This is a genomic window from Fischerella sp. PCC 9605 (genome assembly GCF_000517105.1).
Lineage (GTDB): Bacteria > Cyanobacteriota > Cyanobacteriia > Cyanobacteriales > Nostocaceae > PCC9605.
The window spans coordinates 1,988,230-2,011,653 of the sequence record NZ_KI912148.1 but is presented as its reverse complement, the minus strand read 5'-3'; the positions used below and the strand labels follow the sequence as shown (position 1 = coordinate 2,011,653).

18 protein-coding genes are annotated in these 23,424 nt (G+C 42.2%); 8 read left to right on the top strand and 10 right to left on the bottom strand.

The window, feature by feature from the left end; genetic code table 11:
* Positions 1–69: 69 nt before the first annotated feature.
* The 3 genes from FIS9605_RS0111245 to FIS9605_RS0111235 all read right to left on the bottom strand — a co-directional run bounded on the left by FIS9605_RS0111245 (position 70) and on the right by FIS9605_RS0111235 (position 3,442).
* Positions 70–1,557 carry a hypothetical protein gene (locus FIS9605_RS0111245; RefSeq protein WP_026732680.1) on the bottom strand — a complete coding sequence of 496 codons (1,488 nt, stop codon included), beginning with the start codon at positions 1,555–1,557 and terminating at the stop codon, positions 70–72.
* A gap of 165 nt (positions 1,558–1,722) precedes the next feature.
* Positions 1,723–1,920: a hypothetical protein gene (locus FIS9605_RS0111240; protein ID WP_026732679.1), complete on the bottom strand. Its 198-nt coding sequence runs from the start codon at positions 1,918–1,920 to the stop codon at positions 1,723–1,725.
* Positions 1,921–2,158: 238 nt separating this feature from the next.
* The gene (locus FIS9605_RS0111235) at positions 2,159–3,442 is read right to left on the bottom strand and encodes a flavin-containing monooxygenase (RefSeq protein ID WP_026732678.1); all 1,284 of its coding nucleotides are present in this window, start codon (positions 3,440–3,442) and stop codon (positions 2,159–2,161) included.
* Between the two features lie 256 nt (positions 3,443–3,698).
* Here FIS9605_RS0111235 and FIS9605_RS0111230 point away from each other — a divergent pair, with 256 nt between their 5' ends.
* From FIS9605_RS0111230 to FIS9605_RS0111225, 3 genes are all read left to right on the top strand, one after another.
* On the top strand, positions 3,699–5,357 hold the full coding sequence (locus FIS9605_RS0111230) for a cyclic peptide export ABC transporter (protein ID WP_026732677.1): 1,659 nt from the start codon (positions 3,699–3,701) through the stop codon (positions 5,355–5,357).
* 257 nt (positions 5,358–5,614) lie between these two features.
* Entirely contained in the window at positions 5,615–5,800 is a 186-nt protein-coding gene (locus tag FIS9605_RS40780; protein ID WP_072032379.1) for a DUF4278 domain-containing protein, read from the top strand.
* A gap of 193 nt (positions 5,801–5,993) precedes the next feature.
* The gene (locus FIS9605_RS0111225) at positions 5,994–9,527 is read left to right on the top strand and encodes an AAA-like domain-containing protein (RefSeq protein WP_026732676.1); all 3,534 of its coding nucleotides are present in this window, start codon (positions 5,994–5,996) and stop codon (positions 9,525–9,527) included.
* A 271-nt stretch (positions 9,528–9,798) separates the two neighbouring features.
* On the opposite strand, the gene FIS9605_RS0111220 is transcribed toward FIS9605_RS0111225, so the two are convergent.
* Both FIS9605_RS0111220 and FIS9605_RS0111215 read right to left on the bottom strand, forming a co-directional pair.
* Complete coding sequence (locus FIS9605_RS0111220) at positions 9,799–10,857, bottom strand: J domain-containing protein (protein ID WP_026732675.1); 1,059 nt, start codon at positions 10,855–10,857, stop codon at positions 9,799–9,801.
* Positions 10,858–11,008: 151 nt separating this feature from the next.
* The gene (locus tag FIS9605_RS0111215; RefSeq protein WP_026732674.1) at positions 11,009–11,584 is read right to left on the bottom strand and encodes a TetR/AcrR family transcriptional regulator; all 576 of its coding nucleotides are present in this window, start codon (positions 11,582–11,584) and stop codon (positions 11,009–11,011) included.
* A gap of 77 nt (positions 11,585–11,661) precedes the next feature.
* On the opposite strand from FIS9605_RS0111215, the gene FIS9605_RS0111210 reads away from it, so the two are divergent.
* Positions 11,662–12,156: a hypothetical protein gene (locus tag FIS9605_RS0111210; protein WP_026732673.1), complete on the top strand. Its 495-nt coding sequence runs from the start codon at positions 11,662–11,664 to the stop codon at positions 12,154–12,156.
* 102 nt (positions 12,157–12,258) lie between these two features.
* On the opposite strand, the gene FIS9605_RS0111205 is transcribed toward FIS9605_RS0111210, so the two are convergent.
* From FIS9605_RS0111205 to FIS9605_RS0111185, 5 genes are all read right to left on the bottom strand, one after another.
* Positions 12,259–14,064 carry an aspartate kinase gene (locus FIS9605_RS0111205; protein WP_026732672.1) on the bottom strand — a complete coding sequence of 602 codons (1,806 nt, stop codon included), beginning with the start codon at positions 14,062–14,064 and terminating at the stop codon, positions 12,259–12,261.
* 156 nt (positions 14,065–14,220) lie between these two features.
* Positions 14,221–14,850: a precorrin-8X methylmutase gene (locus FIS9605_RS0111200; protein ID WP_026732671.1), complete on the bottom strand. Its 630-nt coding sequence runs from the start codon at positions 14,848–14,850 to the stop codon at positions 14,221–14,223.
* Between the two features lie 21 nt (positions 14,851–14,871).
* Positions 14,872–15,975: a DMT family transporter gene (locus FIS9605_RS0111195; RefSeq protein WP_026732670.1), complete on the bottom strand. Its 1,104-nt coding sequence runs from the start codon at positions 15,973–15,975 to the stop codon at positions 14,872–14,874.
* Between the two features lie 250 nt (positions 15,976–16,225).
* On the bottom strand, positions 16,226–16,891 hold the full coding sequence (locus FIS9605_RS0111190) for a response regulator transcription factor (protein WP_026732669.1): 666 nt from the start codon (positions 16,889–16,891) through the stop codon (positions 16,226–16,228).
* A gap of 12 nt (positions 16,892–16,903) precedes the next feature.
* Positions 16,904–18,028 carry a sensor histidine kinase gene (locus FIS9605_RS0111185; protein ID WP_026732668.1) on the bottom strand — a complete coding sequence of 375 codons (1,125 nt, stop codon included), beginning with the start codon at positions 18,026–18,028 and terminating at the stop codon, positions 16,904–16,906.
* Between the two features lie 613 nt (positions 18,029–18,641).
* Here FIS9605_RS0111185 and kdpA point away from each other — a divergent pair.
* The 4 genes from kdpA (at position 18,642) to kdpC (ending at position 23,378) form a co-directional block, all read left to right on the top strand.
* Positions 18,642–20,327, top strand: a complete 1,686-nt coding sequence (gene kdpA, locus FIS9605_RS0111175) for a potassium-transporting ATPase subunit KdpA (RefSeq protein ID WP_026732667.1) — start codon at positions 18,642–18,644, stop codon at positions 20,325–20,327.
* Positions 20,328–20,431: 104 nt separating this feature from the next.
* Positions 20,432–22,525 (top strand): potassium-transporting ATPase subunit KdpB, encoded by a 2,094-nt coding sequence (gene kdpB / locus FIS9605_RS0111170; protein WP_026732666.1) that lies wholly within the window; start codon positions 20,432–20,434, stop codon positions 22,523–22,525.
* Between the two features lie 18 nt (positions 22,526–22,543).
* Positions 22,544–22,789 carry a K(+)-transporting ATPase subunit F gene (gene kdpF / locus FIS9605_RS0111165; protein ID WP_331280944.1) on the top strand — a complete coding sequence of 82 codons (246 nt, stop codon included), beginning with the start codon at positions 22,544–22,546 and terminating at the stop codon, positions 22,787–22,789.
* Position 22,790: 1 nt separating this feature from the next.
* Entirely contained in the window at positions 22,791–23,378 is a 588-nt protein-coding gene (kdpC, locus tag FIS9605_RS0111160; protein ID WP_026732664.1) for a K(+)-transporting ATPase subunit C, read from the top strand.
* The last annotated feature ends 46 nt before the right edge of the window (positions 23,379–23,424 follow it).

Sequence of the window (23,424 nt, the reverse complement as noted above, 5' to 3'; positions counted from 1 at the left end):
CAGAATTGGTATAAAAGAAAAACCTTCTCTGATTTCAGAGAAGGCTCAATTAATTACTAATCTTACTCATCAGCGAGTCGGGACACCTGGATGAGTAGCTTGTCCACCAATGACATACGCCATTTGATCGAGAGGTGGTACAGTTAAAACTTGCTTATCTGGCGTAAAGGTGACAGAAAATGAACCACTCTCGCCCTTCGTTACCCTACTACTTTGGTAAAGGCTTTCACTGAAGCTACCTATCTTAAACAAACCAAAGAGCCTAATATCCCAGTGTGATTCCTGTTGAAAACTTTCTTGGAAATCACTGAAGTTCCCTGCTGTGTAGGTTATCTTAACCGTCGGATAATTGGCGATCGCCAAGGCGTTGAGCAAACCAAAGTTACCGCCTTGGGAAAAGTCGAATGAAGGCTGTACAGAGAACTTATAACCAGTCACATCTTTATTGCCATTAGCGACCGCATCCCGGATCGGCTGTGGATCGTACCAGCCTGAATTAGTATCTATCTCATAGGCTATAGGAGACATAGTTACTAGGTTTACGCCAGTGAAGGTCAACTCAACACTGACAGTTTCACCAGCACCCTTGAAGGAGTACAGATTAAACTTGCTGCTTCCCGATGCAACCAGTTCGAGGAAGTCAAGCGGAACAGCCACACCACCTTGATTATCTACGTTAACGTTTACGGTAGTTTCGTTAACCCTTTTGGCTGACATCGTGAGTACAACTTTATTGTTCTGGTTATTCAGAGCATTTTTGATGCTTGATTCGTCTTGGTTAATGATAAAGCCGACACGAATGTCTTTAGAACCGTCATCAGCGATTGTGGTCATACCCCCGTTACTTGTTGTTGGGGTTGTTGCGTTAGCCTTGAGTGCAAAGAGTGTATGGTTTGCGTTGGATATGGCATCTTTAAGGGGAATCACGGCTGAGATTGCATTCAGGTAATTAGCGATCACCCCGATAATGGTTTGAGCCGAAGCCGGCGCGCACGAGAGTAGTTGAGTCAAGTTAGAGGCTGACTCCATTTCTACAAGGTTGAGTACGCGCTTTTTCTCAGCTTTAGCACAACTCCAAAGATAGCCAGCTTTGTAGTTAACCACATAGTCAAGTTTGGTCTGGATATCTAAGCCACTGTCATCAGAGGCGCTTTTCATTTCGTCCGACGTAATCGGGCCGTAAGTCTGCTCATAGACACTGACAACAGCATTGATTAGTACAGCGGCGTTAGTATCCGCTTGGTTGAGTTTGTTTTGGTCATCGCTCGACAGGCTAAAACTGATATCTTGGATTGCAGTAACATAGTCATTGATAAACGATGCAGGATCGCCAAGCACAAGCGCTCCATTTACAACAGGATTTACAACCTGACTCAGGTAGTTGTATGTGTTGAGATTGAAATTATCCTGTTGTTCCCAAAACCAATTGAAGTTACCAGCACCACCTATATTGATCGGCGTGATTGTGATATTACCTAACGATCCTATAGCTTCGGTCGCTTTCTTTGCTAGTGCCTTATTGAACTGGGATTCAAAGGGTTGAAAATTAGTTGCCATAGTTTGTTCTTACCTGGTTTGATTAACTAGAGTAGAGTGAAAGAACTTCCACAAAATTAATAAGTGTAAGTTCTATTAATTGAGAAAAAACACATCGGGAGATTTAAATTTTCGGAAACTTTTGATGACAGATTAATCTTACTTATGCCAGAAGATTAGACAAATTTAATTACCACCATGATTGAGTGGAGATTTAACAGGATTCTGGGCAATAGATGATGCAGGATTAGAAGGATTGTCTTTATCGCTCAAAATTCTTCGTGGCGCACAAGCTTGTGTAAATAACAATATGCTGATTGGTAAAGCGATGGTCAAAAATTTGTTCCAGCGCATATTGTTCATAGAATTCATTACACGATTCATCAGTTCAACTCCTTGATTTCAGGTGTTCTGTTATCTTTATAGAATTGGCAAACATAAAAGTCGATACAGAAAAGTTAAGGAATTAAAGGTGAGAACTGACTTAACTCGAAACTTAACTTTTATAATATCAAAAAATATTGATAGGTTTGTAGTAAGCATTTTATGCTTAGAAAATAAGGACTAAAGTCCTTACTACGAACAACTTTAACTTGACTATCACAATTAATTAGACAGACCACTAGAGTAAAACATTATATTCTTGACGCGATGAAAATTGGCTTTCCAGCAATTGAAGAGCAATTCTTTTACCTGTACACCAGCCATAATATCCATAAGTTGCGGATGCACCCACAATTTTCTCAAAGCCTACAAAGTAAAGTGTAGGGTCAACAATAGATTGGCATTTACCATCTGTTTTTGGTAATAACCTATCATTCACATTTAGATACAATTCAGGCTGCCTCAATATTTTATTGATGCCAGGACGAAAGCCAGTACCTAAAATAATTGCATCGTAATCTTGCGATCTACCATTGGCAAAAATTACGCCTGTTTTTGTGAGTTGCTGAATACTACTAGAGATTACTTGAATATTTCCTTTTTTGATTTGTTTGACAGTACCTCTATCTACCCATGCGACACGACCATGATTAACTTCCATATCCATTGGCCCTTTATCTTCTGGATAGATAGAGTATGCACTCAAATCTAAAGCAAAACGCTGAATAAATTTATCAGTTTCCTTGATGTCTGCTTGCAATTCTTCTGGAGAGAAGTCTATGGCTCTCTCCATAGCTTCTATTCTAGTATCTGTTGTATTTTGATTAAACAACTGTTTAAAGTATGACCTGCTTCGCCATAACAAATATTGTAGCGATCGCAGTCTCGGATAAAGAGGAAATACCCAGCGTTGACCACGAATTAACATCTGAAGATCAGCAGCACCATGCTCATATAAATCTAGTGCTATTTCTGCTGCTGAATTTCCCGAACCAACGACTAAAACTTTCTTATTTCGATAAGGAATACCGTTTTGATAGGCACTACTATGAATAATCTCCCCTGCAAAATATTCTTGCCCAAAAAAGTTTGGTATCACAGGTTCATTAGTTAGTCCAGTACAGATAACAAGAATCTTGCTGTATAGAATGTCTTTAGTTGTTTGTATCTGCCAATTATAATCTGTTTGATTTTGATTATAAATCTTAGTAATACTTTGCACCTCCTCGCCAAAATGAATATGCGAATAAACCTGGAAATGATGTGTATATTCTGTTAAATACTGCACCATTTCATCTTTGGTCTTAAACGCGGAATATTTTCCCTTGCCCTCAAAAAAAGGTAAAGTAAAATAGGGATTTTGAGTAACTAATCGTTCGTAGGCGTTTTTCCAGATAGTTGCGACAGTTTCACCTTTCTCTATCACAACAAAATTATCAATCCCAAATTTTTTTAAACTTGCAGCGACGGTAATACCGCAAAAACCAGCCCCAATGACGATCGCGTCTAGTTTAGCGTTCATAAAATTGACTTTGATGGCAAATCTTAACTGTTCTCTTTCTTTATAAAATTTGGGGCTGCAATAGTCGATGTAGATTAGTTAAGGAATTTGAGCCGTTACCAACCTACTTAAATCTCGTTTCTACCTCCTCTATTCAATTGTTAAGTTTGTAAGTTAAGTCATTTTCCTCCCTATTTCCTTAACTTTTCTGTATCGACACTGCAATCCTCAACTTTTATATATAAACAGCAAGACTATCTATAACAAAAGAGTTGGCATGAACTTAATAACTTTACTGTTACGCTCTTCTTGGAAAATCCTAGCTCTTGCTGCTTTCATGGGTTTATTGAGTGGTGTTAGTACAGCCGCATTGCTTATAATAATAAACACTCAAGTTAATCAATCATCACTGAGAACAACATTAATTTGGAGTTTCGTAGGTTTTTGTGTTCTAAAATTTATTACTAATATTATTTCTAAATATTTATTAATAAATTTGTCAGAAAAAGCAATTTTAGAATTACGACTCATCTTGAGTGAGAGAATTTTAGCTGCACCACTACATGATTTAGAGAGTTTAGGAAAGCATAGCATTTTAGCTACACTAACTGATGATGTTTTAGCAATTTCTAACACGGTTTACGTTATTCCTACATTGTGTATTGACATTACTATTGTAGTGAGTAGCCTTTTTTATTTGTTTTGGTTATCTCCAACGATATTTTTTCTGGTGGTCATTTCTTTATTAGTAGGAATATTTAGCTATCAACAGGTAGCAGACAAAGCAATACTATTTTTTACCTTAGCTCGTCAGCAAGAAGATAAATTGTTTAATCATTTTCAGAGCATCACTGAAGGAACCAAAGAACTGAAGCTTCACTATCAGCGACGACAAACATTTTTAAAGAAAGAACTGAGAGAAACTGCACAATTATATCGGCGTAAAAATGTAGTTGGGATGACTATATTTGCAGTTGCTGCTAGTTGGGGGAATAGCTTGTTTTTTGTGGTTGTTGGACTGGTAATTTTTGCTCTGCCTATTCTCCAAACTATCCCCACTCATATTTTATCTGGATATGCGCTGACTATTCTCTACCTGCTTTCACCTTTAGACTACATTATGAGTGCTATTCCTACTTTCAGCAAAGCAACTGTTGCTTTAAAGAAGGTTAACTCTCTCAAAATATCATTGTCCAATCACTGTTATGAAAGTAATTTAATGGATTGGGATGAATCAGATAATTTTTGTCACCGTTTAGAATTTGTGGGTATCACTCATACCTATCATCAAGACTCAGAAGATACAGCTTTTACTCTTGGCCCAATTGATTTGACTGTTTCGGGTGGTGAAATTATTTTTATTGTCGGTGGTAATGGTAGCGGTAAGTCTACTCTTGTTAAGCTAATCACTGGTTTATACGTTCCTGAAAGTGGAAAAATCTATCTCAATGGCAAATTAGCTACTACAGAAAATCAAGAGTGGTTTCGCCAACATTTTTCAGTTGTATTTTCCGATTTTTATCTATTCGATAATTTCTTGAATTTAGGTAAAACTATTGCTGACGAGCAAATATATGATTATCTAGTTAAATTACAACTAGATAAAAGAGTTAAAGTCAAAAATGGTATACTTTCTACTACCTCATTATCTCAAGGACAGCGAAAACGTTTAGCTTTATTGACTGCTTATTTAGAAGACCGACCTATTTATGTATTTGATGAATGGGCTTCCGATCAAGATCCTGTATTTAAAAAGATTTTTTATAAGCAGATATTACCTGAATTGAAGAATAAGGGCAAAACTGTGATAGTTGTTACTCATGACGACCAATATTTTTATTTATCAGACCGAATAGTGAAGCTAGATTATGGCAAGGTGGAAAATGTTCACAATTGTGTAATACCGCAAATATCAAGGTTTTCGGCGCACAGCTAAAATGGTAATGTCATTAAAACGAGTGCTGACGATTTGGAAAAATATTCACGCTACATCGCAACTCAAGTAATGTTTTTATAATTCGGATGCTATTGGTATGTTGATTTATAAAAATTAAGTACTTTGATTTCTTCAAAATCGGCTTAGCATCATAAGTTAAGTAATAAAAATCCTTAACTTTTCTGTATCGACTATTATTTCTCCAAAACCTATAAGTAGGAATGTAAGCGTTACACATTCCCTAGCAGGATAGCATTATGCAATTAACTTATCGAGCTGCCAATTATGAATATAATCCTTATAATACCTGCATAACTGAAGGAAATAGGATTGGCATCTATCGGGGTGTAAAGACGAGATTTCACTTGCCCAAAGTTGTAAGACAGCACCAGTCCCCACGACTGTTGAAGTATCGCGGTATTACTTACATTGACTGGCGGTGAAGCTTGTTCTCAAGCCAAGAATTATTTGATGACACAATAGCGATCGCATTGATAAAGTTGTGCGATCGCCATTTAGTTTAAAGTTAAGTTGCCTCTGTTTTCAAAATCCTTAACTTTTCTACATCGACAATTGACCTGTTAAACCCTAAAAATAAGGTCAGTCAACCTTTGATGAATGACGCAGGCAACTAGAATGCACGAACTGTTGTCACCTTACGAGTACCAAGTTGGCGGTCGCCTCCCAGTAGATGCACTTAGCTATGTCATGCGTCAGGCGGATAATGAACTCTATCAGGCTTTGAAGGCAGGTGCCTTTTGTTACGTTCTCAACTGTCGCCAGATGGGGAAGTCTAGCCTGCGGGTACAGGTGGCTAAGCAACTGCAAGAAGATGGCTTTGCCTGTGCAACGGTTGATTTGTCTGGGATTGGGAACAAGAATATTACCCCAGACCAGTGGTATGCTGACATTATTATGCGTCTGGTGCGGAGTTTCCGGTTATCTAGCCAGATTAATGTCCGCAATTGGTTAGCAGAACGACAAGATTTATCGCCTGTAGGTCGTTTGGGTGAGTTGCTGCAAAACGTACTGCCAGAATTAATCGCCCAACCAATTGTGATTTTTTTCGATGAAATCGACAGTACCCTCAGCTTACCATTTAATACAGATGATTTTTTTGCTCTGATTCGCTCTTGCCACGAATACAAACGCCTTACCTTTGCTCTATTGGGAGTTGCAACTCCTTCAGATTTAATTGCAGATAAAACCCGGACGCCTTTTAATATTGGTCGGGCGATTGAGTTGAATGGGTTTCATCTGCATGAAGTCAAACCATTAGAGGGAGGATTGGCTCATTCGGTAGACAATCCCAAGTCTGTACTCAAAGAGATACTTGCATGGACGGGAGGACAGCCATTTCTGACTCAGAAACTATGTCAGTTGGTAGCACAGGAGGAAAATAGGGAGAGAGGGAAAGAATTTCCTAGTCCCCAATACCCATTCCTGCAAAAGTTGATGGGAGAGATATTAACGCAGCATGAGGAGATTGCCGATCAAGTATCTGCAATTGTGCGATCGCGTATCATTGAAAATTGGGCAGCCCAAGATGAACCACCGCATTTAAGAACAATACGCGATCGCCTTCTTAGCAACGAACAACGCGCTAGCAGGCTGCTGGGACTGTATCAGCAAATTCTCCAAGATGGTAGTGTCCCTGCTGATGATTCTCCAGAAAAAATTGAGTTACTTTTGTCGGGATTAGTTGTTAAACAGCAGGGTGTATTAAAGGTTTACAACCGCATATATGAGGAGGTTTTTAACTCCGAATGGGTGGAAAAGCAATTAAAGAAGTTACGAAGTTACGCAGATTTATTAAATGCTTGGGTAGCATCTGATTATCAGGATGAGACATCTCTCCTCCGGGGACAAGCACTCAAACAAGCTCAAGCTTGGGCAAAAGGAAAGAGTTTGAGTAACCAAGATTATCGATTTTTAGCCGCTAGTGAGGAACTGGATAAACGAGAGGTGCAGAATGCCCTCAGCACATCCGAACAAGCAAATCAAATTCTGCTGAACGCCCAACAGCAAGCGAAGAAAACCATTCGACGCGGACTGATAGGATTATCGGTGCTTTCGGTGGTAGCTGTGACTCTAGTGGGACTGTCCGGATTGCTGACATGGCAAACGGCGCAACAAAAACGACAAGTGACTATTGGTGAGATTAAAGCGCTCACTCTTTCATCAGAAGCGGCTTTTGAGTCCGATCATAACTTAGATGCCTTACTAAAAAGCATACAAGCAAGTGTTAAATTAAACCAATTGGGATGGAATAACGCGGGTACAGATTTAAAAGTGCAGGTCGAAAAGGCACTGCGACAGTCTATCTACTGGGTGCGCGAAAGTAACCGCCTAGCAGGGCATACAGATGTAGTGACGCGGGTAAAATTTAGTCCGGATGGGCAGAAGCTTGCTTCCGCTAGTTGGGACAAGACGGTGAAAATTTGGCGGCGTGATGGTAAGCTACTTCACACCCTCCGGGGACATAATGATGGGGTGTGGAGTGTCAATTTTAGTCCCGATGGCAAGATGTTGATTAGCGCCAGTCGGGATAAAACCGTGAAGGTTTGGCGTGTTGAGGATGGTCGAGAACTTCTCACTTTACCTCACAAGGATTGGGTAGCGTGCGTAGGCTTCAGCCCCGATAGCAAGATGATAGCAGGGATGGAGTGGGGTGGCACAATGCGGCTATGGAATTTGGAAGGTAAAGAGTTGCGATCGTTCCATACCCATAATGCACCTGCTGTGGCGATTAGTTTCAGTCCCAAAGGAGGAATGATTGCTACCGCCAGTCGGGATGGTACTGCCAAAGTTTGGAACCTGAATGGTCAAGAACTACTGACACTTAAGGGACATCGCAATTGGGTGATGTATGTTAATTTCAGTTTAGATGGCAAAACAATTGTTACTGCCAGTCGGGACAAAACTGCAAAACTCTGGAATTTAGAAGGAAAGGAACTAGCAACTCTACGTGGACATACTGATACGATTAGTAGTGCAGTATTTAAGCGTAACGGTCAGACTATTGCTACTACTAGTTGGGATAAAAGTGTGCGACTCTGGAATCGCCAAGGCAAACAACTGCAAGTTCTCCAAGGTCATACAGATGCAGTTTGGGGTGTCAACTTTAGCAAGGATGGCCGGCTGCTTGCTAGTAGTGGTGAAGATGGAATGGTAAGACTGTGGAATTTGGGCAATAAATCTCACTCCTCCATACTCAATCTTGGCGAAGCCGCCGCTGCTAGTGTCAGTTTTAGCACTGATGGCCAGACCCTTGGTACTGCTGGTCGTTATACGATGGCTAAACTATGGAACCTACAGGGACAACTACTAACGAAACTCGGCGGTCATGACGATACATTGAGAAGTTTAAAATTCAGTCCCAATGGCAAATTCATTGCCACTAGCAGTCGAGACAAAACTATTAAGCTGTGGAACCTAGCTGGTCAGGAATTGGTAACATTGCGGGGTCATCAGGCGGATGTTAGAAGCGTTAGTTTTAGTCCTGATAGTCAGACCATTGCCAGTGCTAGTTGGGATACAACCACCAAATTGTGGAATGTCAGAGGTAAAGAATTGTTGACGCTGCGGGGACATCAAGCAGGTGTCGAGAGTGTGAGTTTCAGTTCCAAAGGAGGAATGATTGCTACCGCCAGCGAAGACGGTACAGCCAAACTTTGGAGTCGAGAGGGTAAAGAATTATTAACATTGCGAGGACATCAGGCAGGAGTAAATTCAGTCAGTTTCAGTTCTGATAGCCAGACGATCGCAACTGCCAGTAAGGATAAAACAGTCAAGCTGTGGAACCGACAGGGTAAAGAATTGTTGACTCTCCGGGGACATGAGGGTGAGGTAAATGCTGTAATTTTTAGCCATAACGGACAGACTATTATTACGGCCAGTGAAGACATGACAGTCAAGCTTTGGAACCGTAAGGGAGAAGTGTTGCAAACCCTTGGTGGTCATAGTGCTAGTGTCAAAAGTCTGAGTTTCAGTCCTGATGGTCGGGTGCTGGCTTCATCGGACTCTCTTGGTAACGTAATTCTGTGGAATTTAGATTTTGACTCTAGCCCAGAGAAATTATTGATGCAAGGGTGCGATTGGGTCAAGGACTATTTACAAAATAACGCCACTCTCAAAGAGGAAGACCGTCATTTGTGCGATCGCACCTGATACAAATTGCCATTGCTAGTATTTTTTGAATCTGTACCAGACGTGCCATGGCACGTCTCTACAAAAATCTAAACCTCATCAAATAATATTCCCTATGCCAATTTGGTATGATACATTCTCAGCAGAAGAGTCAGATTTATAAATTTATACTAAGTTGCTGTCAAAGATAGTACTTCCCTCACCCCGCCTGTCGGCACCCCTCTCCCAATTTGGAACAGGAGAAGGGGAGAGGGCACGAATTGCTATTGCTATGTCTGAACGCAACTTGGTATTAAAACACAATTATTTCCCCAAAATCTCCTAACATCTGCTCAAGCAAATCTTCCATAATTTCCTGGTGCATCTGGTATAAAATTATTGGGCCAGAGAGAAATTCTTTTATGGTAATTTTCTGCTCCCGAAAGTCTTTGACAAAATCGCGAATCTTAGAAATGACTTGAATCTCAGATTCCACTTGTTCTAACATCTGAGCTATCGGATCAATTCCTTCCCGATAAGCTTTTCGACAATCAGAAACCATCACTCCTTCAGGAGTATTGTTCACCAGGCGAAGTTCTCTTTTTAAGGTTTCATATTGGGTTTTTAGGAATTCTTTTTCCTGTTCTAGACGATTGCATTTTCTAGTTAAATCATCCTCGCTATTGCTATCGATAGTTTCACCTACCTGATATCGTCGCTCAATTTCCAAAAGTCGAGCCAGATCGCCCTCTTGGTAAGCTTTGTTGATTTCCTTCATAATCTCTGTGTGGCGCATCTGTGTCTCGCCATCTTTTACCTTATCAGGGTGAAATATTTCGGCTAACCTCAGAAAAGTCTGCCGAATCTTTCTCGATTCATCTTTGTTCGCAGAAGCAAATTCTAACTCTTGGTGTGCTTGTTGATATTGATGGCGGCGTTCTTGAGATGAACCAGAGACATCATTTTCTTGCTCTTCAGTTTCAAATAGTTCATCTAGTTCTGTATCTGCTGCTTCGCGATTGCCTTTTGGACTGATGATTCCCGCCATCTGAAGATTGCGGTAAACTCCTTCAATATTTTTCTTAGTCTGTTTACCAAACTTTCTCTGGGTAAAGATTTCATCGAATAGAGCATGAATTTCTTCATCAAGTTCTGCCAGTTTTTTAAAGCTGGGAGTGCCTTTATGAAATATGTCTGTAGCTAAAGAGCGCATCTGCTCGACAAAATTATTCAGTTCAGTTTGTTTTTTCTTGATTTGTTTTAGCAGCCATTGGTGTTCTTTTTCTAGCGCTTCTAGACGGAGATGAAGAGATGAAAGAGCCAGTGATTTTGTCGCCAAGGCAGGTGATGAAGATAAAATTCGTCTAGACATAGAATATATGGGTTAAATTAAGGTTAAAAAATAAGCTAAATATTCAAATAATTCCTAATTAGAAATAATAATTCATATTGATTATCCTATTTTTCTCACCTTATTACTTTATGGCACTGTGTAATTCTTGAAAAGTACAATAATTTAATTTTTATTTAAGCAGAAAATCTATAGCACGACGGATGTATGCTTGAACTGGCTCAATAGTAGGTGTGAATACCATTGCATAAAGCATGATGCCGCTAATCAGATCAAAAACTAGATCGCTATCTGTATCAGGTTGAATTTCATCTCTTACCTTCGCTCGCTCAATCACTGTATGAAAAGCTGCTCGTCGTGGCTGGAGGTATTTTTCCCAGTAGACTTGAGCAAACTTGGGACTGCTGGAAGCAGCACCGATAATTGTGGCTAGAATCTGACGACCAACAGGCGTACGGGTCATTTGCACAGCACTCTCAATTATGCAGTCCAAATCACCCCAAAGACTACCTGTATCAGGTATCTCAATCTCTTCGCGAACACTTTCAATCGCATCTGCAACCAGTTCTTCTTTAGAGCGATACCGTCGATAGATCGTGGTTTTACCAACCCCAGCACGAGCAGCGATCGCATCTATACTTACACGTTCGTAACTCATCTGTGCCAACAAATCAAGAGTTGCCCGGAGAATGGCTTGATGAGACTGGTTACTGCGGGGTCTTCCTGGTTTTTTGACGGATTCACTCATGTACTAATGACGAAAGCTTGACATTTACATGAAATATTTACGATACTGTATCGTATCGATATTGATAGGTGCAGATTATGACTCAGCGCCCTCGTCCTCAATATACCGATAAAAACAGCACCCAAACACTCCGTGAAGGGCTGGACGAATACTATGCTGTCAATTCCGACCTCACCCATCCCAGTACTCAGCCAGAGGATTTTACCAAAATTTTGTTCGCCCATGATACCAGTCACGTTATTTATGGCTGCGATACAAATATGTACGATGAACTCAAGATTCTACCACTGACATTTTGGACGAGTGATTTCAAATTTAGAGACTATCTACGTGAACGCAAGAATCCAGCCGTTGATGTGATGTACGCAGACTTTGTAAAACGTCATGGTGTGATTTGGTTGTACAGTTCAATCTTTTTTGAATTGCTGCGACTCTTGCCAGAGTTGATTTTCATGTGGCTAAAAACTCGCAATCGTCACCGTTTTGTCCCATTTCTTGATTTTGAACCTTTACTTGATCGTTCACTGTTGGAGATTCGTCAAGAGTTTGACCTTCTGCCTTTCATCAAGTGATACCAATTCCCTTTAACTGTGAAACATAATGTAGATCCCCCCAACCCCCCTTAAAAAGGGGGGCTATAGAGAATCATTTGTATCAAACATGCCGACAACGTTTTACGCTGGTATTACAAATGTCTCACTACCTGCCAGTCCAAATGCAGTGTGAATAGCTTGCAGCGCCTTCACACCTTCTTCTTGTGACACTACGCAGCTAATTTTGATTTCCGAGGTGGTAATCATTTGAATATTGATATGATGCTGCGCTAGCGCTTCAAACATTTTTGCTGCTACGCCTGGTTGCCCGATCATGCCAGCACCAACGATACTTACCTTGGCGATCGCTTTATCTAACACCACCTCACCCCAACCATATTCTACTGCTGCTTGTTGCAACATTTCCTGTGCTGCTTCTGCATCCATCCGCGCCACAGTAAAAGCAATATCCCGTTTTGGCACACCGCCAACTACATGACAGCGCTGCGACTGGATAATCATATCTACACTGATATTTTTATCTGCCAACAGTCCAAACAGTTTCGCCGCCGTTCCCGGACGATCTTGTACTTGGCGAATGGCAAGACGTGCTTGGTTCATATCGAGGGCGACACCGCGTACGAGGGGATGGGGATGTAGAGACGCGCCATGGCGCGTCTGGGGAGTGTCTATTTCAAATGCTTGGCGGAGGGCGGCGACAGCGCGATCGCATTCTTCGTCATCAATCACGCAGCTAACTTTAATTTCACTGGTGGAAATCATTTGGATGTTCACGCCTGCTTCTGCCAAGGTGGCGAACATCTTGGCTGCTACACCAGGACGCCCAATCATGCCCGCACCTGCGATACTAACTTTGGCGATATTGTGCTGTACCATCACCTCCGCTTCTCCTGCTTCGGGATTCTTTTGGCTGCGGAGAACGGGAGCAATGGCAGCTGCCACAGCTTCTGCTTTATTTAAAATCGGTGTCATCACGGTAAAGGCAATGTCATTTGTATTACCTTCGTGAATCGACTGAATAATCAAATCTACGTCCACATCCTGACGGGCAATTTCTCCAAATAGTCTTGCAGCAACGCCTGGTTTGTCTGGTACGCGCAACAATGCTACCTTTGCTTGCTCAGTATCAAATGCTATATCATCTACCGAACGAGCAATTTCCAAATTCACGAGCGATCGCCCTTTTGCTTGGGGTGAAGTTACCCAAGTACCGGGGTCATCTGTCCAGCTAGAGCGCACTACCAAGGGTACACCGTAGTTACGAGCAATTTCCACGGCGCGGGGATGCAACACTTTCGCCCCCAAGCTGGCTAGTTCCAGCATTTCATCACAAGTAATTTCACTCATCAACTGTGCTTCGGGAACGAGACGCGGGTCTGTAGTTAAAATTCCTGGCACATCAGTATAAATTTCACAAAAATCTGCCCGTAATGCCGCTGCGATCGCCACGGCGGAAGTATCTGAACCACCACGTCCCAAGGTAGTAATTTCTAAATCTTCAGTGCGGCTAATTCCTTGGAAACCAGCGACAATAACAACTTTACCTTCTTTGAGATGCTTGAATATCCGCTCTGTTTCAATATGTAAAATTCTAGCGCGGGTATATTCGGCTTCAGTTACAATCCCTACTTGAGCGCCAGTCAGTGAAATAGCTGGTTGTCCTAGTTCTTGCAATGCCATACTCACTAGGGCAATAGATACTTGTTCACCGGTGGAAAGCAACATATCCATCTCCCGGCGGCAGGGATTTTTTGAGATTTCCGTTGCTAGTTTTACGAGTCCATCGGTGGTTTTGCCCATCGCGGAAACCACCACCACTAAAGAGTTTCCTGTTTTGACAGTTTTATAGACGCGCTGTGCAACAGCTTGAATGCGTTCGACTGAACCGACAGATGTACCACCGAATTTCTGAACTATGAGCGCCATAACTTTAAGTAAAATAAATCGCGCTTGCTTTATCAACGCCCGCGCCGGATAAAGAAGTTTGGAAAGCAGTGCAAGTATATCAAAATAACTAGATTATCAGAATCAGCCGACACACAAAAGGTAAAGTTTACAATTTTTTGATGACGAAAGTCGTCATTATTCTTCTTCCATTGCTAGGGCATTAACAGCAGCAGCGGCGATCGCACTCCCACCTCTTCTGCCATGCAATGTCAGAAATGGCACTCCTCGACTATCTGCTGCTAGTGTTGCCTTTGACTCAGCTGCTCCCACAAACCCGACTGGAAAACCCAAGATCGCTGCTGGCTTAGGTGCGCCAGCATCCAGCATTTCCAATAGCCGAAACAAAGCTGTAGGTGCATTGCCAATTGCTACCACAGCTCCTTCTAGATTTGGTCGCCATAATTCTAAGGCAGCAGCAGAGCGGGTAGTACCAAGGCGCTGAGCAATTTCTGGCACATTGGGATGATTCAGTGTGCAAATCACAGCATTTTCCGCAGGCAATCGCCGCCTTATAATCCCTTCTGCTACCATCCGAGCATCACACAAAATTGCTGCCCCCGCTGCTAAGGCTGTCCGTCCTGATACAACTACCGTCGGTGAAGCTACTAAGTCATCAACAATATCAATCATGCCACAGGCATGAATAAGACGCACAGCAACATTCGCTACATCCGGTGCTAGCACAGATAAATTCGCCTCTGAACGAATGATGGCGAAGGATTGGCGATAGATTTCGTTGCCATCCCGAATGTAGTCAATAGTCATTTGTTGGTTGTCTATTGTTTATTAAGGTAAAATTTCAGGTTCCGATTCTCTCACGGGTACAGTTACGGGGTTAATCTTCTTGCCGGAACTTTCCAAAACTGGTTGTTGCTGTGTAATAGTTGTTTGTTCCGTTACAGTCACATCTTTGTTTACACCAGCCAAAGTATCGCGCTGGTTAATTAAATAAATGCTGATTAAAGTTAGACCGACTCCTCCCCACTGCAAGGGACTGAGGACTTCCTGAAGCAGCAAATTGCCAAATAGTAAGGCAAATACGGGGGTGAGGAAAGTAAGAGCACTAAGACTGGTGAGATTGCCACTAGAGGCGAAATAGAAAAACAATGCATAGGCGATCGCACTACCAAATACCGTAGCGTATGCCAAAGCTATCCAGTCAGATGGTATTAAATTCTGCCATTGCTGGGATTCTACAACTGATGAAATACCCCATAGAGGCAAACCGCCTAAAATCATATGCCATCCAGTGGCAGTAACAGGATCTGCATGACGGCTAACAAACCGGATAGTTACCGTTCCCACTGCCATACTGAGTGCTGCCAAAAGCATTAACCATTCGCCACTAGCAAACAAAGAGTGAAGGAGTGGGAGAGATGTAGAGACGCGCCATGGCGCGTCTGAGAGTGGGAGAATATGATTAGACACAAGATCTACGATCAATTCGTCAGGTAAGCCTATTAAACTAATGCCCGTAACTCCCAGTAAAAGTCCTAGCCACCCCCACAGGCCAATTCTTTCCTGAAACAACCAACAAGACATCAAAGCCACAGCTAGGGGCTGAGAATCAATCATCACCGATCCTAAGCCAGCACCTGTTCTGACTAGTCCCTCTGCCAAAAAGCCTTGAAACAAAGCCCCATCTACTAGGGCAAATACAGTAATCCACAGCCATGCGGCCCAACCCTTGGGCTGAGGTCTACCCATAGCAGCAGCTACGATCAAAATCAGCATTCCAGCTGGTACTATACGCACTCCTGCCATAAATAATGGGGTGGTGTGAGATATCACTCCTTTCATTGCCACCATTGCCGTACCCCACAGGAAAAAGGGTGCGATTAAGAGTAGGAGAGTGAAGGAAAGCCGAGATGCACTCAGTTTCAGCTGCATGGGATCGCTGACGCCTTTGTTTGACACAACTGCAAAATTGCTTTACCTAATTTTATCGAATTATGTCTTTTTGTGAAGGAAATAATACTTATAGGGAGTGGGGAGATGGGGAGATGGGGAGAGTGGGGAGACAACCAACAACTAACCACTAACCACTAACCACTAACCACTAACCACTAACCACTAACCACTAACCACTAACCACTAACCACCAACCACCAACCACCAACCAACGTTTATTCGCACCAAACTACTTAATCAAACCTGTCTGCATGGCGACGATGACGGCTTGAGAGCGATCGCGCACTTCTAGCTTATGTAAAATTGCATGCACATGAACTCTGACTGTGCCCGTTGTAATATATAGCACTTCAGCTATCTCTTGATTAGTTTTCCCTTTTGCTATTAGCGATAAAATTTCCTGTTCTCGTTGCGTCAGTGGATTTGTGGTTATAGATGAGATTTTTGAGTTATTTTGATTAGGACTAGACTCAAACTTAGACTGAATTTCTTTGGTTGCAGTTTCATCCCACCAAGATGCTCCAGCAGCGACGGAACGCAACGCCAATACTAATTTTTCTGCTGCAATTCCTTTGAGGCAGTAACCTTGAACGCCTGCTTCAATCAATCGTGCAATTAGGGTTTTTTGGGAATGAGAAGTTAAAACTAATACTGGTAGTTGGGGGTGTTGCTGCTTAATTTGACGACACGCCTCAATACCCCCAATTCCTGGCAATCCCACATCCAGAAGTGCAATGTCAAGAGGATGTTGCTTAGCTAACTCAATTGCGGTTTCACCATCTTCAGCTTCAGCAACAATTTCTAACTCAGGTTCTTGTTGCAATCTCACACGCAACCCTAAGCGGAACAGTTCATCATCTTCAACTAAGAGAATTTTTAGTGCGGTAGATGGCATCATCAAACAGCTTTAATCAGGCCGATAAGGATGAACCGGAAGTTTAAAGCCAAAGACCGCTCCAGTTGTAGTCGTATTAGATGAAGCATCTTTAGTAGACACTCGGTTCTCTGCCCAAATTATACCTCTATGCGCTTCGATAATTTGACGAGATAGATAAAGCCCCAGTCCTGAACCTTTAGCTTGGCGATCGCTATGCCCTTGGTAAAACCTTTCAAACAGATGAGAAAATTCTCCAGGTAAAATACCTGCACCTGTATCCAAGATTTTGACGACTTGATAAGATGCTTGTGATTCTAGCACCACTTCGACATGACCACCTCGTCGGGAATGGTTAATGGCATTTACTAAAAGATTGGTAAACACTCGTTGCAATTGCAGAGTATCGCCTAACACCCATAGCGATCGCCGAAAATCTGAATCTCCATAGCGAAAAGAGATATAAACGCGGCGATTAGCAGCTAAAGAAGCGAGACTAACAGCCACTTCTTCTGCTAAAGCAGCTAAATCCACAGGTGTTAAGTTCAGCTTTAAACCCTCAGTATCATTACGATAGACATCCAATAAAGTTTCTACAAATTGCAGAGAAGTCTCATGGCTGCGTACCATTGTCGCTAAGACTTTCTGCTGAACTGGCGAGACAGCACCAAATTTTTCTTGCTGAAATGCTTTGATAGTCTCAATTGCCCCTAATAATGGTGTTTTGAGATCGTGAGTGAGGGTGGAGGCAAAATCTTCTCGCAGTCTCACCAATTGTTCCTGTGCTTCTAACTTAGCTTGGGTACAGGCTATAGCTTCTTGCGAACGTCGTAGGCGTTGACTCAAAAATCCCGTCACCATCAACGCCATTGAGGCAATAACTCGACTTGCAACTGTAGAAACTCCGATTGCTTCTCGCCCTGGTATCCACAAATTTAACATCGTGAGACAGACAGCAATCAATGTTGCCTGTAAAGTTGCTGTTTCTCCAAACCAGGAGTTTACCAGTAAAATCGCCCCACTGTAGAGATATCCAAATACGTAGTCATTTGGGGTGGAATATTCTAGAGTTCCAATAACGAGAAAAACTCCCAAGATCAGGAAAGTTTTGCCCAAGCGCGAATTCTTGGACTGCAATATAGCTTTCAAAGATGCCATTCACAAAACTGCCCTATTTATAAATTTTATTAACTATATATCTAAGTTTAAGCGATGAAATTATTAGATCAATTCTACTCTAATTGAATTCTGGTATATCGTGTTTAGGTGCAATTATATCTAGTGTTTAGAGAATCTATAAACACGTTAACTATTGATATATATCTAGTACTAAATGCTGAATATAAAAAAATAAACTTTATTTTATATCCTCCTATTATTGTTTTCCTTACAAAAATCATCAATGATGTGAATTAATACAACCAATCAGAGAAAAAGCCAAATCATTATCTCTCTGAAATTCTGCTGTTATGATATTAGGAATAATCAGTATAAAAATTCAAATAAATAGCTGCTAATGTGGTGTTATTTTAAGCAGGCTAAACTTGTCTGAAAACTGTTTTTTGCTGGGTATTGTTCGGGATAATCAAGTTATCCAACCAAGTGCTGAAACAACTATTTGCTATGGAGATTATTTACTAGCTATTGCATTAAATTCAGACCAAATTCCTGCGCTTAAATTTTCCTTGAACAAAACACATCCAGTTTACTACTCATTTAATGAGTGTTTGTTAAATAATTCCACTTATCCTGTCAGGAGTTTTTTTAGTTCATGCTACAAGGATGGATTCAAATCGCTTTGACATTAATCATAGTCATAGCAACTACTCCCTTTTTGGGAAGATACATAGCTCGTGTTTTCATGAGAGAAAGAACACTGCTTGATCCTGTGTTAACTCCCATAGAAAGAGTCATCTATGCCTTTAGTGGCGTGCAGCAACAAAAAGAAATGACAGGTTGGCAGTACACCAAAGCAGTGTTGTATAGCAATCTGGTCATGGGGATTTTGGTTTTCTTAATCTTGATGGCGCAAGGATGGCTACCACTAAATCCCACAGGGCTAGGTGCACCGAGTTGGGATTTGGCTTTGCACACCGCTATTTCTTTTGTCACCAATACAAACCAGCAGCATTATTCTGGTGAAACAACCCTTAGCTACGCCAGCCAAACTTTTGCACTTGGTTTTCTAATGTTCACCTCTGCTGCTACTGGCTTAGCAGTGGGTATTGCCTTTATTCGCGGTTTAACTGGTAGACCATTGGGCAACTTTTATGTTGACCTCACAAAGTCAATCACGCGAATCTTGCTGCCCATGTCTATCATTGGGGGATTGTTGTTAATCTTGACAGGCGTGCCAGAAACCTTAGCAGGCCCAGTCAAAGCAACTACTCTAGAAGGCGCAACTCAAGTTATTGCTCGCGGGCCTGTTGCCCACTTTGAGATAATCAAACAACTAGGAGAGAACGGCGGCGGTTTTTTTGGCATCAATTCTGCCCATCCCTTTGAAAATCCGAATGGGTTCTCTGATTTGTTAGAGACTTGGGCAATGATTTCCATCCCCTCAGCGCTGATTTACACCTACGGTGTATTTGCCAACAACCGCAAGCAAGCGTGGTTAGTGTTTTGGATGGTCTTTGTCATCTTTGTCTTTTTGGTAGGCGTAACCGCAGTAGGTGAGTTTCAAGGAAATCCTCTTATTAATTCCCTTTTGGGAGGACAACAACCCAACTTAGAAGGAAAAGAAATTCGCTTTGGTTGGGCGCAAACCTCACTTTGGGCAGTCATGACCACAGCAACAATGTGTGGTGCTGTCAACGGGATGCACGATTCCTTGATGCCTTCGGGAGGGTTTGCCACTTTATTTAACATGTTTCTGCAAATCATCTGGGGTGGTCAAGGAACTGGCACGGCATATCTATTTGTTTACTTAATTTTGGCGGTATTCCTCACTGGATTAATGGTGGGACGAACACCAGAATTTTTAGGACGCAAAATTGAAAAGCGAGAAATTGTCCTCGCTAGTGTAGTCTTGTTAGTTCACCCCTTCGCCATTCTCATTCCTTGGGCAATTGTCTTTGGCTTTCCCGATACTCTGTCAGGCATTAGTAACCCAGGTTTTCACGGTGTTTCTCAGGTAGTTTACGAATATACTTCCGCTGCTGCTAATAATGGTTCTGGTTTTGAGGGATTAGGAGATAACACCCTCTGGTGGAACCTCAGCACCAGTATTAGCCTGTTGGCAGGACGCTATATACCGATCATTGCCTTATTACTACTGGCAGATAGCATGTCCCGCAAGCAATCCGTTCCTAAGACTTCTGGAACTCTAAGAACTGATACCAGACTTTTCACTGGGGTTACAGGTGGCGTGATTTTGATACTTGGCGCATTGACATTCTTCCCCGTACTGGTTTTAGGGCCCATAGCAGAAGCGTTTTTAATTGCTCGCGGAGGGTAGTAAGGAGATGGGGAGTGGGAGACGACCAACCACTAACTACTAACCACTAACTACTAACTACTAACTACTAACAAATAACCAATGACAAATGACCAATGACAAAAATGCAACTATCTACAAAACCTCGACAAGAACGCAAACATACGCCTAAAGCAAAAACTTCTGGACTCTACTCTCAGGCGTTTCGGCAAGCATTCATCAAGCTAAACCCGCGTACCATGCTCAAAAACCCAGTCATGTTTATGGTGTGGGTAGGCACAATTATTACTGCACTGGTAACAATTGCACCTAACTTGTTTGGTTCATATCCTGGGGATAAACAGCGACTTTTCAACGGTCTAATTACCTTGATTCTGTTCTTTACCGTTGTCTTTGCCAACTTCGCCGAAGCTGTCGCCGAAGGGCGGGGTAAGGCTCAAGCAGATGCTTTGCGAGCCACCAAATCTGATGCTTTAGCCCGCAAACTTCTTCCTGATGGTTCTATCGAAGAAGTGAGTTCTACAGCTTTACGTCGAGGCGATCAAGTGAAAGTTATCGCAGGTGATATGATCCCCGCTGATGGAGAGGTTATTACAGGGGTGGCTTCTGTAGATGAATCTGCCATTACAGGGGAGTCTGCACCAGTTTTGAAACAACCAGGAACAGATATTGCTAGTTCCGTCACTGGAGGAACGCGGATCATCTCTGATGAATTGATAATTCGCGTTACTGCCGATCCTGGCAAGGGCTTTATTGACCGGATGATTTCCTTGGTAGAAGGTGCAGAACGCAGCAAAACACCCAATGAAATTGCTTTAACAGTCTTGCTGGCTGTTCTGACTCAAGTGTTTTTAGTAGTGATTGCAACTCTACCCACCGTATCATTCTACGTTAAATCACCAGTAAGTGTTGCTGTATTAATTGCTTTACTAGTAGCACTAATTCCTACCACGATTGGGGGTTTACTCAGTGCGATTGGGATTGCTGGAATGGATAGAGTTGCCCAGTTCAATGTCATTGCTACCTCTGGACGAGCGGTAGAAGCTTGTGGCGATGTAAATTCTCTAGTATTAGATAAAACAGGTACGATTACCTTGGGAAACCGTATGGCAGAGGAATTTATTCCCGTTAACGGTCATTCTCTGAATGAGGTAGCTAAAGTTGCCTTGGCATCTAGCGTGTTTGATGAAACACCAGAAGGTAAGTCAATTGTCAAGTTGGCAGAGAAATTAGGGGCAAAATTAGATTTTGACCCAAAAGAAGCAGAAGGTATGGAATTTTCTGCCAAAACGCGCATGAGTGGAACTAACTTACCTAATGGCAAAGAGATTCGTAAAGGTGCTGTGGACGCGATTAAAGGATTTGTGCGATCGCGTAGCGGCTCCTCTGGAGCATCGCGCAATGGTGGATTAACTCCCGAACTCGATGCAGCCTACGAGCGCATTTCCAGATTGGGTGGAACTCCATTAGCACTATGTCAGAACGATGATATCTACGGGGTGATTTATCTTAAAGATATTATTAAACCGGGTATTCGCGATCGCTTTGACCAAATGCGACGCATGGGAATTAAAACCGTAATGCTGACGGGAGATAACCGCATTACCGCGTCTGTGATTGCCGAGGAAGCAGGAGTTGATGACTTTGTTGCCGAAGCGACTCCAGAAGACAAAATTGAGGTGATTCGTTCGGAACAAGCACAAGGAAAATTGGTTGCCATGACAGGTGACGGTACCAATGATGCACCTGCACTCGCACAGGCGAATGTGGGAGTAGCAATGAATTCCGGTACACAAGCAGCGAAAGAAGCTGCCAATATGGTAGACCTGGATTCTGATCCCACTAAGTTAATTGATATCGTCACTATTGGCAAACAACTGCTAATTACCCGTGGTGCACTTACCACTTTTTCTATTGCTAACGATGTCGCCAAGTATTTCGCCATTATTCCCGCCATCTTCGCAGGTATTGGTGTTGGCGGTCTCAACATTATGGGTTTGGCAAGTCCCCAATCTGCGGTTCTATCGGCGCTAATTTATAATGCCTTGATTATTCCTGCTCTGATTCCATTAGCGTTAACTGGTGTTAAGTTTAGACCACTTACCGCTGACCAACTTTTACAGCGCAATATTTTTATCTACGGACTTGGTGGCGTCATTGCTCCTTTCATCGCCATCAAAGTCATTGATGTTCTCATCGCAGCAGTCGGTTTGGCGTAATACGATTTTAGATTTTGAATGATGAAATATTTATCAGAGGATTTTTCAGAAATCATCTCCTTTCTCAAACTCAGAAAAAATCGCGTCCCTGTCTATCTGTTTTTAGTATTTTGCTTCAATGTACTGCTAGCACCAGCAGTTCAGGCAGCCACACCAGGAGAACTGTCACGTTGGCAAGCATATACTCTTGCCTTGTTGGGACTAGTCACCCTTAGTTTGTGCATTTATTTATTTGTTGTGATTTTTCAACCAGAGAAATTTTAATATGAGTCAATTACGCCAAATTAGTAAAGCTATTCGTTCTACCGTGGCTTTGTGGTTAATAACAGCATTTATTTACCCTTTGTTCATGCTGGCATTTGGACAGATAGCCTTGCCTTTCCAAGCAAATGGTAGCTTGCTGACAAAAAATGATATGATTATTGGTTCGGCATTAATTGGTCAACCTTTTACAAGCGATCGCTACTTTTGGAGTCGTCCCAGCACTGTTGATTACAGTACCAAATCGGAAGTTGCCACGACAGGAACCTCTGGTGCTAGCAACCTTGCTCCCAGCAACCTCGACTTGTTAAAACGCATTCAAGATAAGGTCTTACGTCTTAATCAAGCCAAAATTCAACCTACCGCTGATTTAGTTTACACATCTGCCTCTGGTCTTGACCCACACATTAGCACTGTCGCAGCCCAAGCGCAGATTCAGCGCATCGCTACTGCTCGTAATATCGACCCAAACAAAATTAAAAGTTTGATACAACAAAATACAGACGGCAGATTCTTGGGTATTTTTGGTGAACCCGGAGTCAACGTTTTGAAGCTAAACATGGCGTTAGACGCTTTGCAGTCCAACCGTTAGCAAACAATGAGCGCGAACTTCTTCTAGTTTGGACAGCATCATTTAA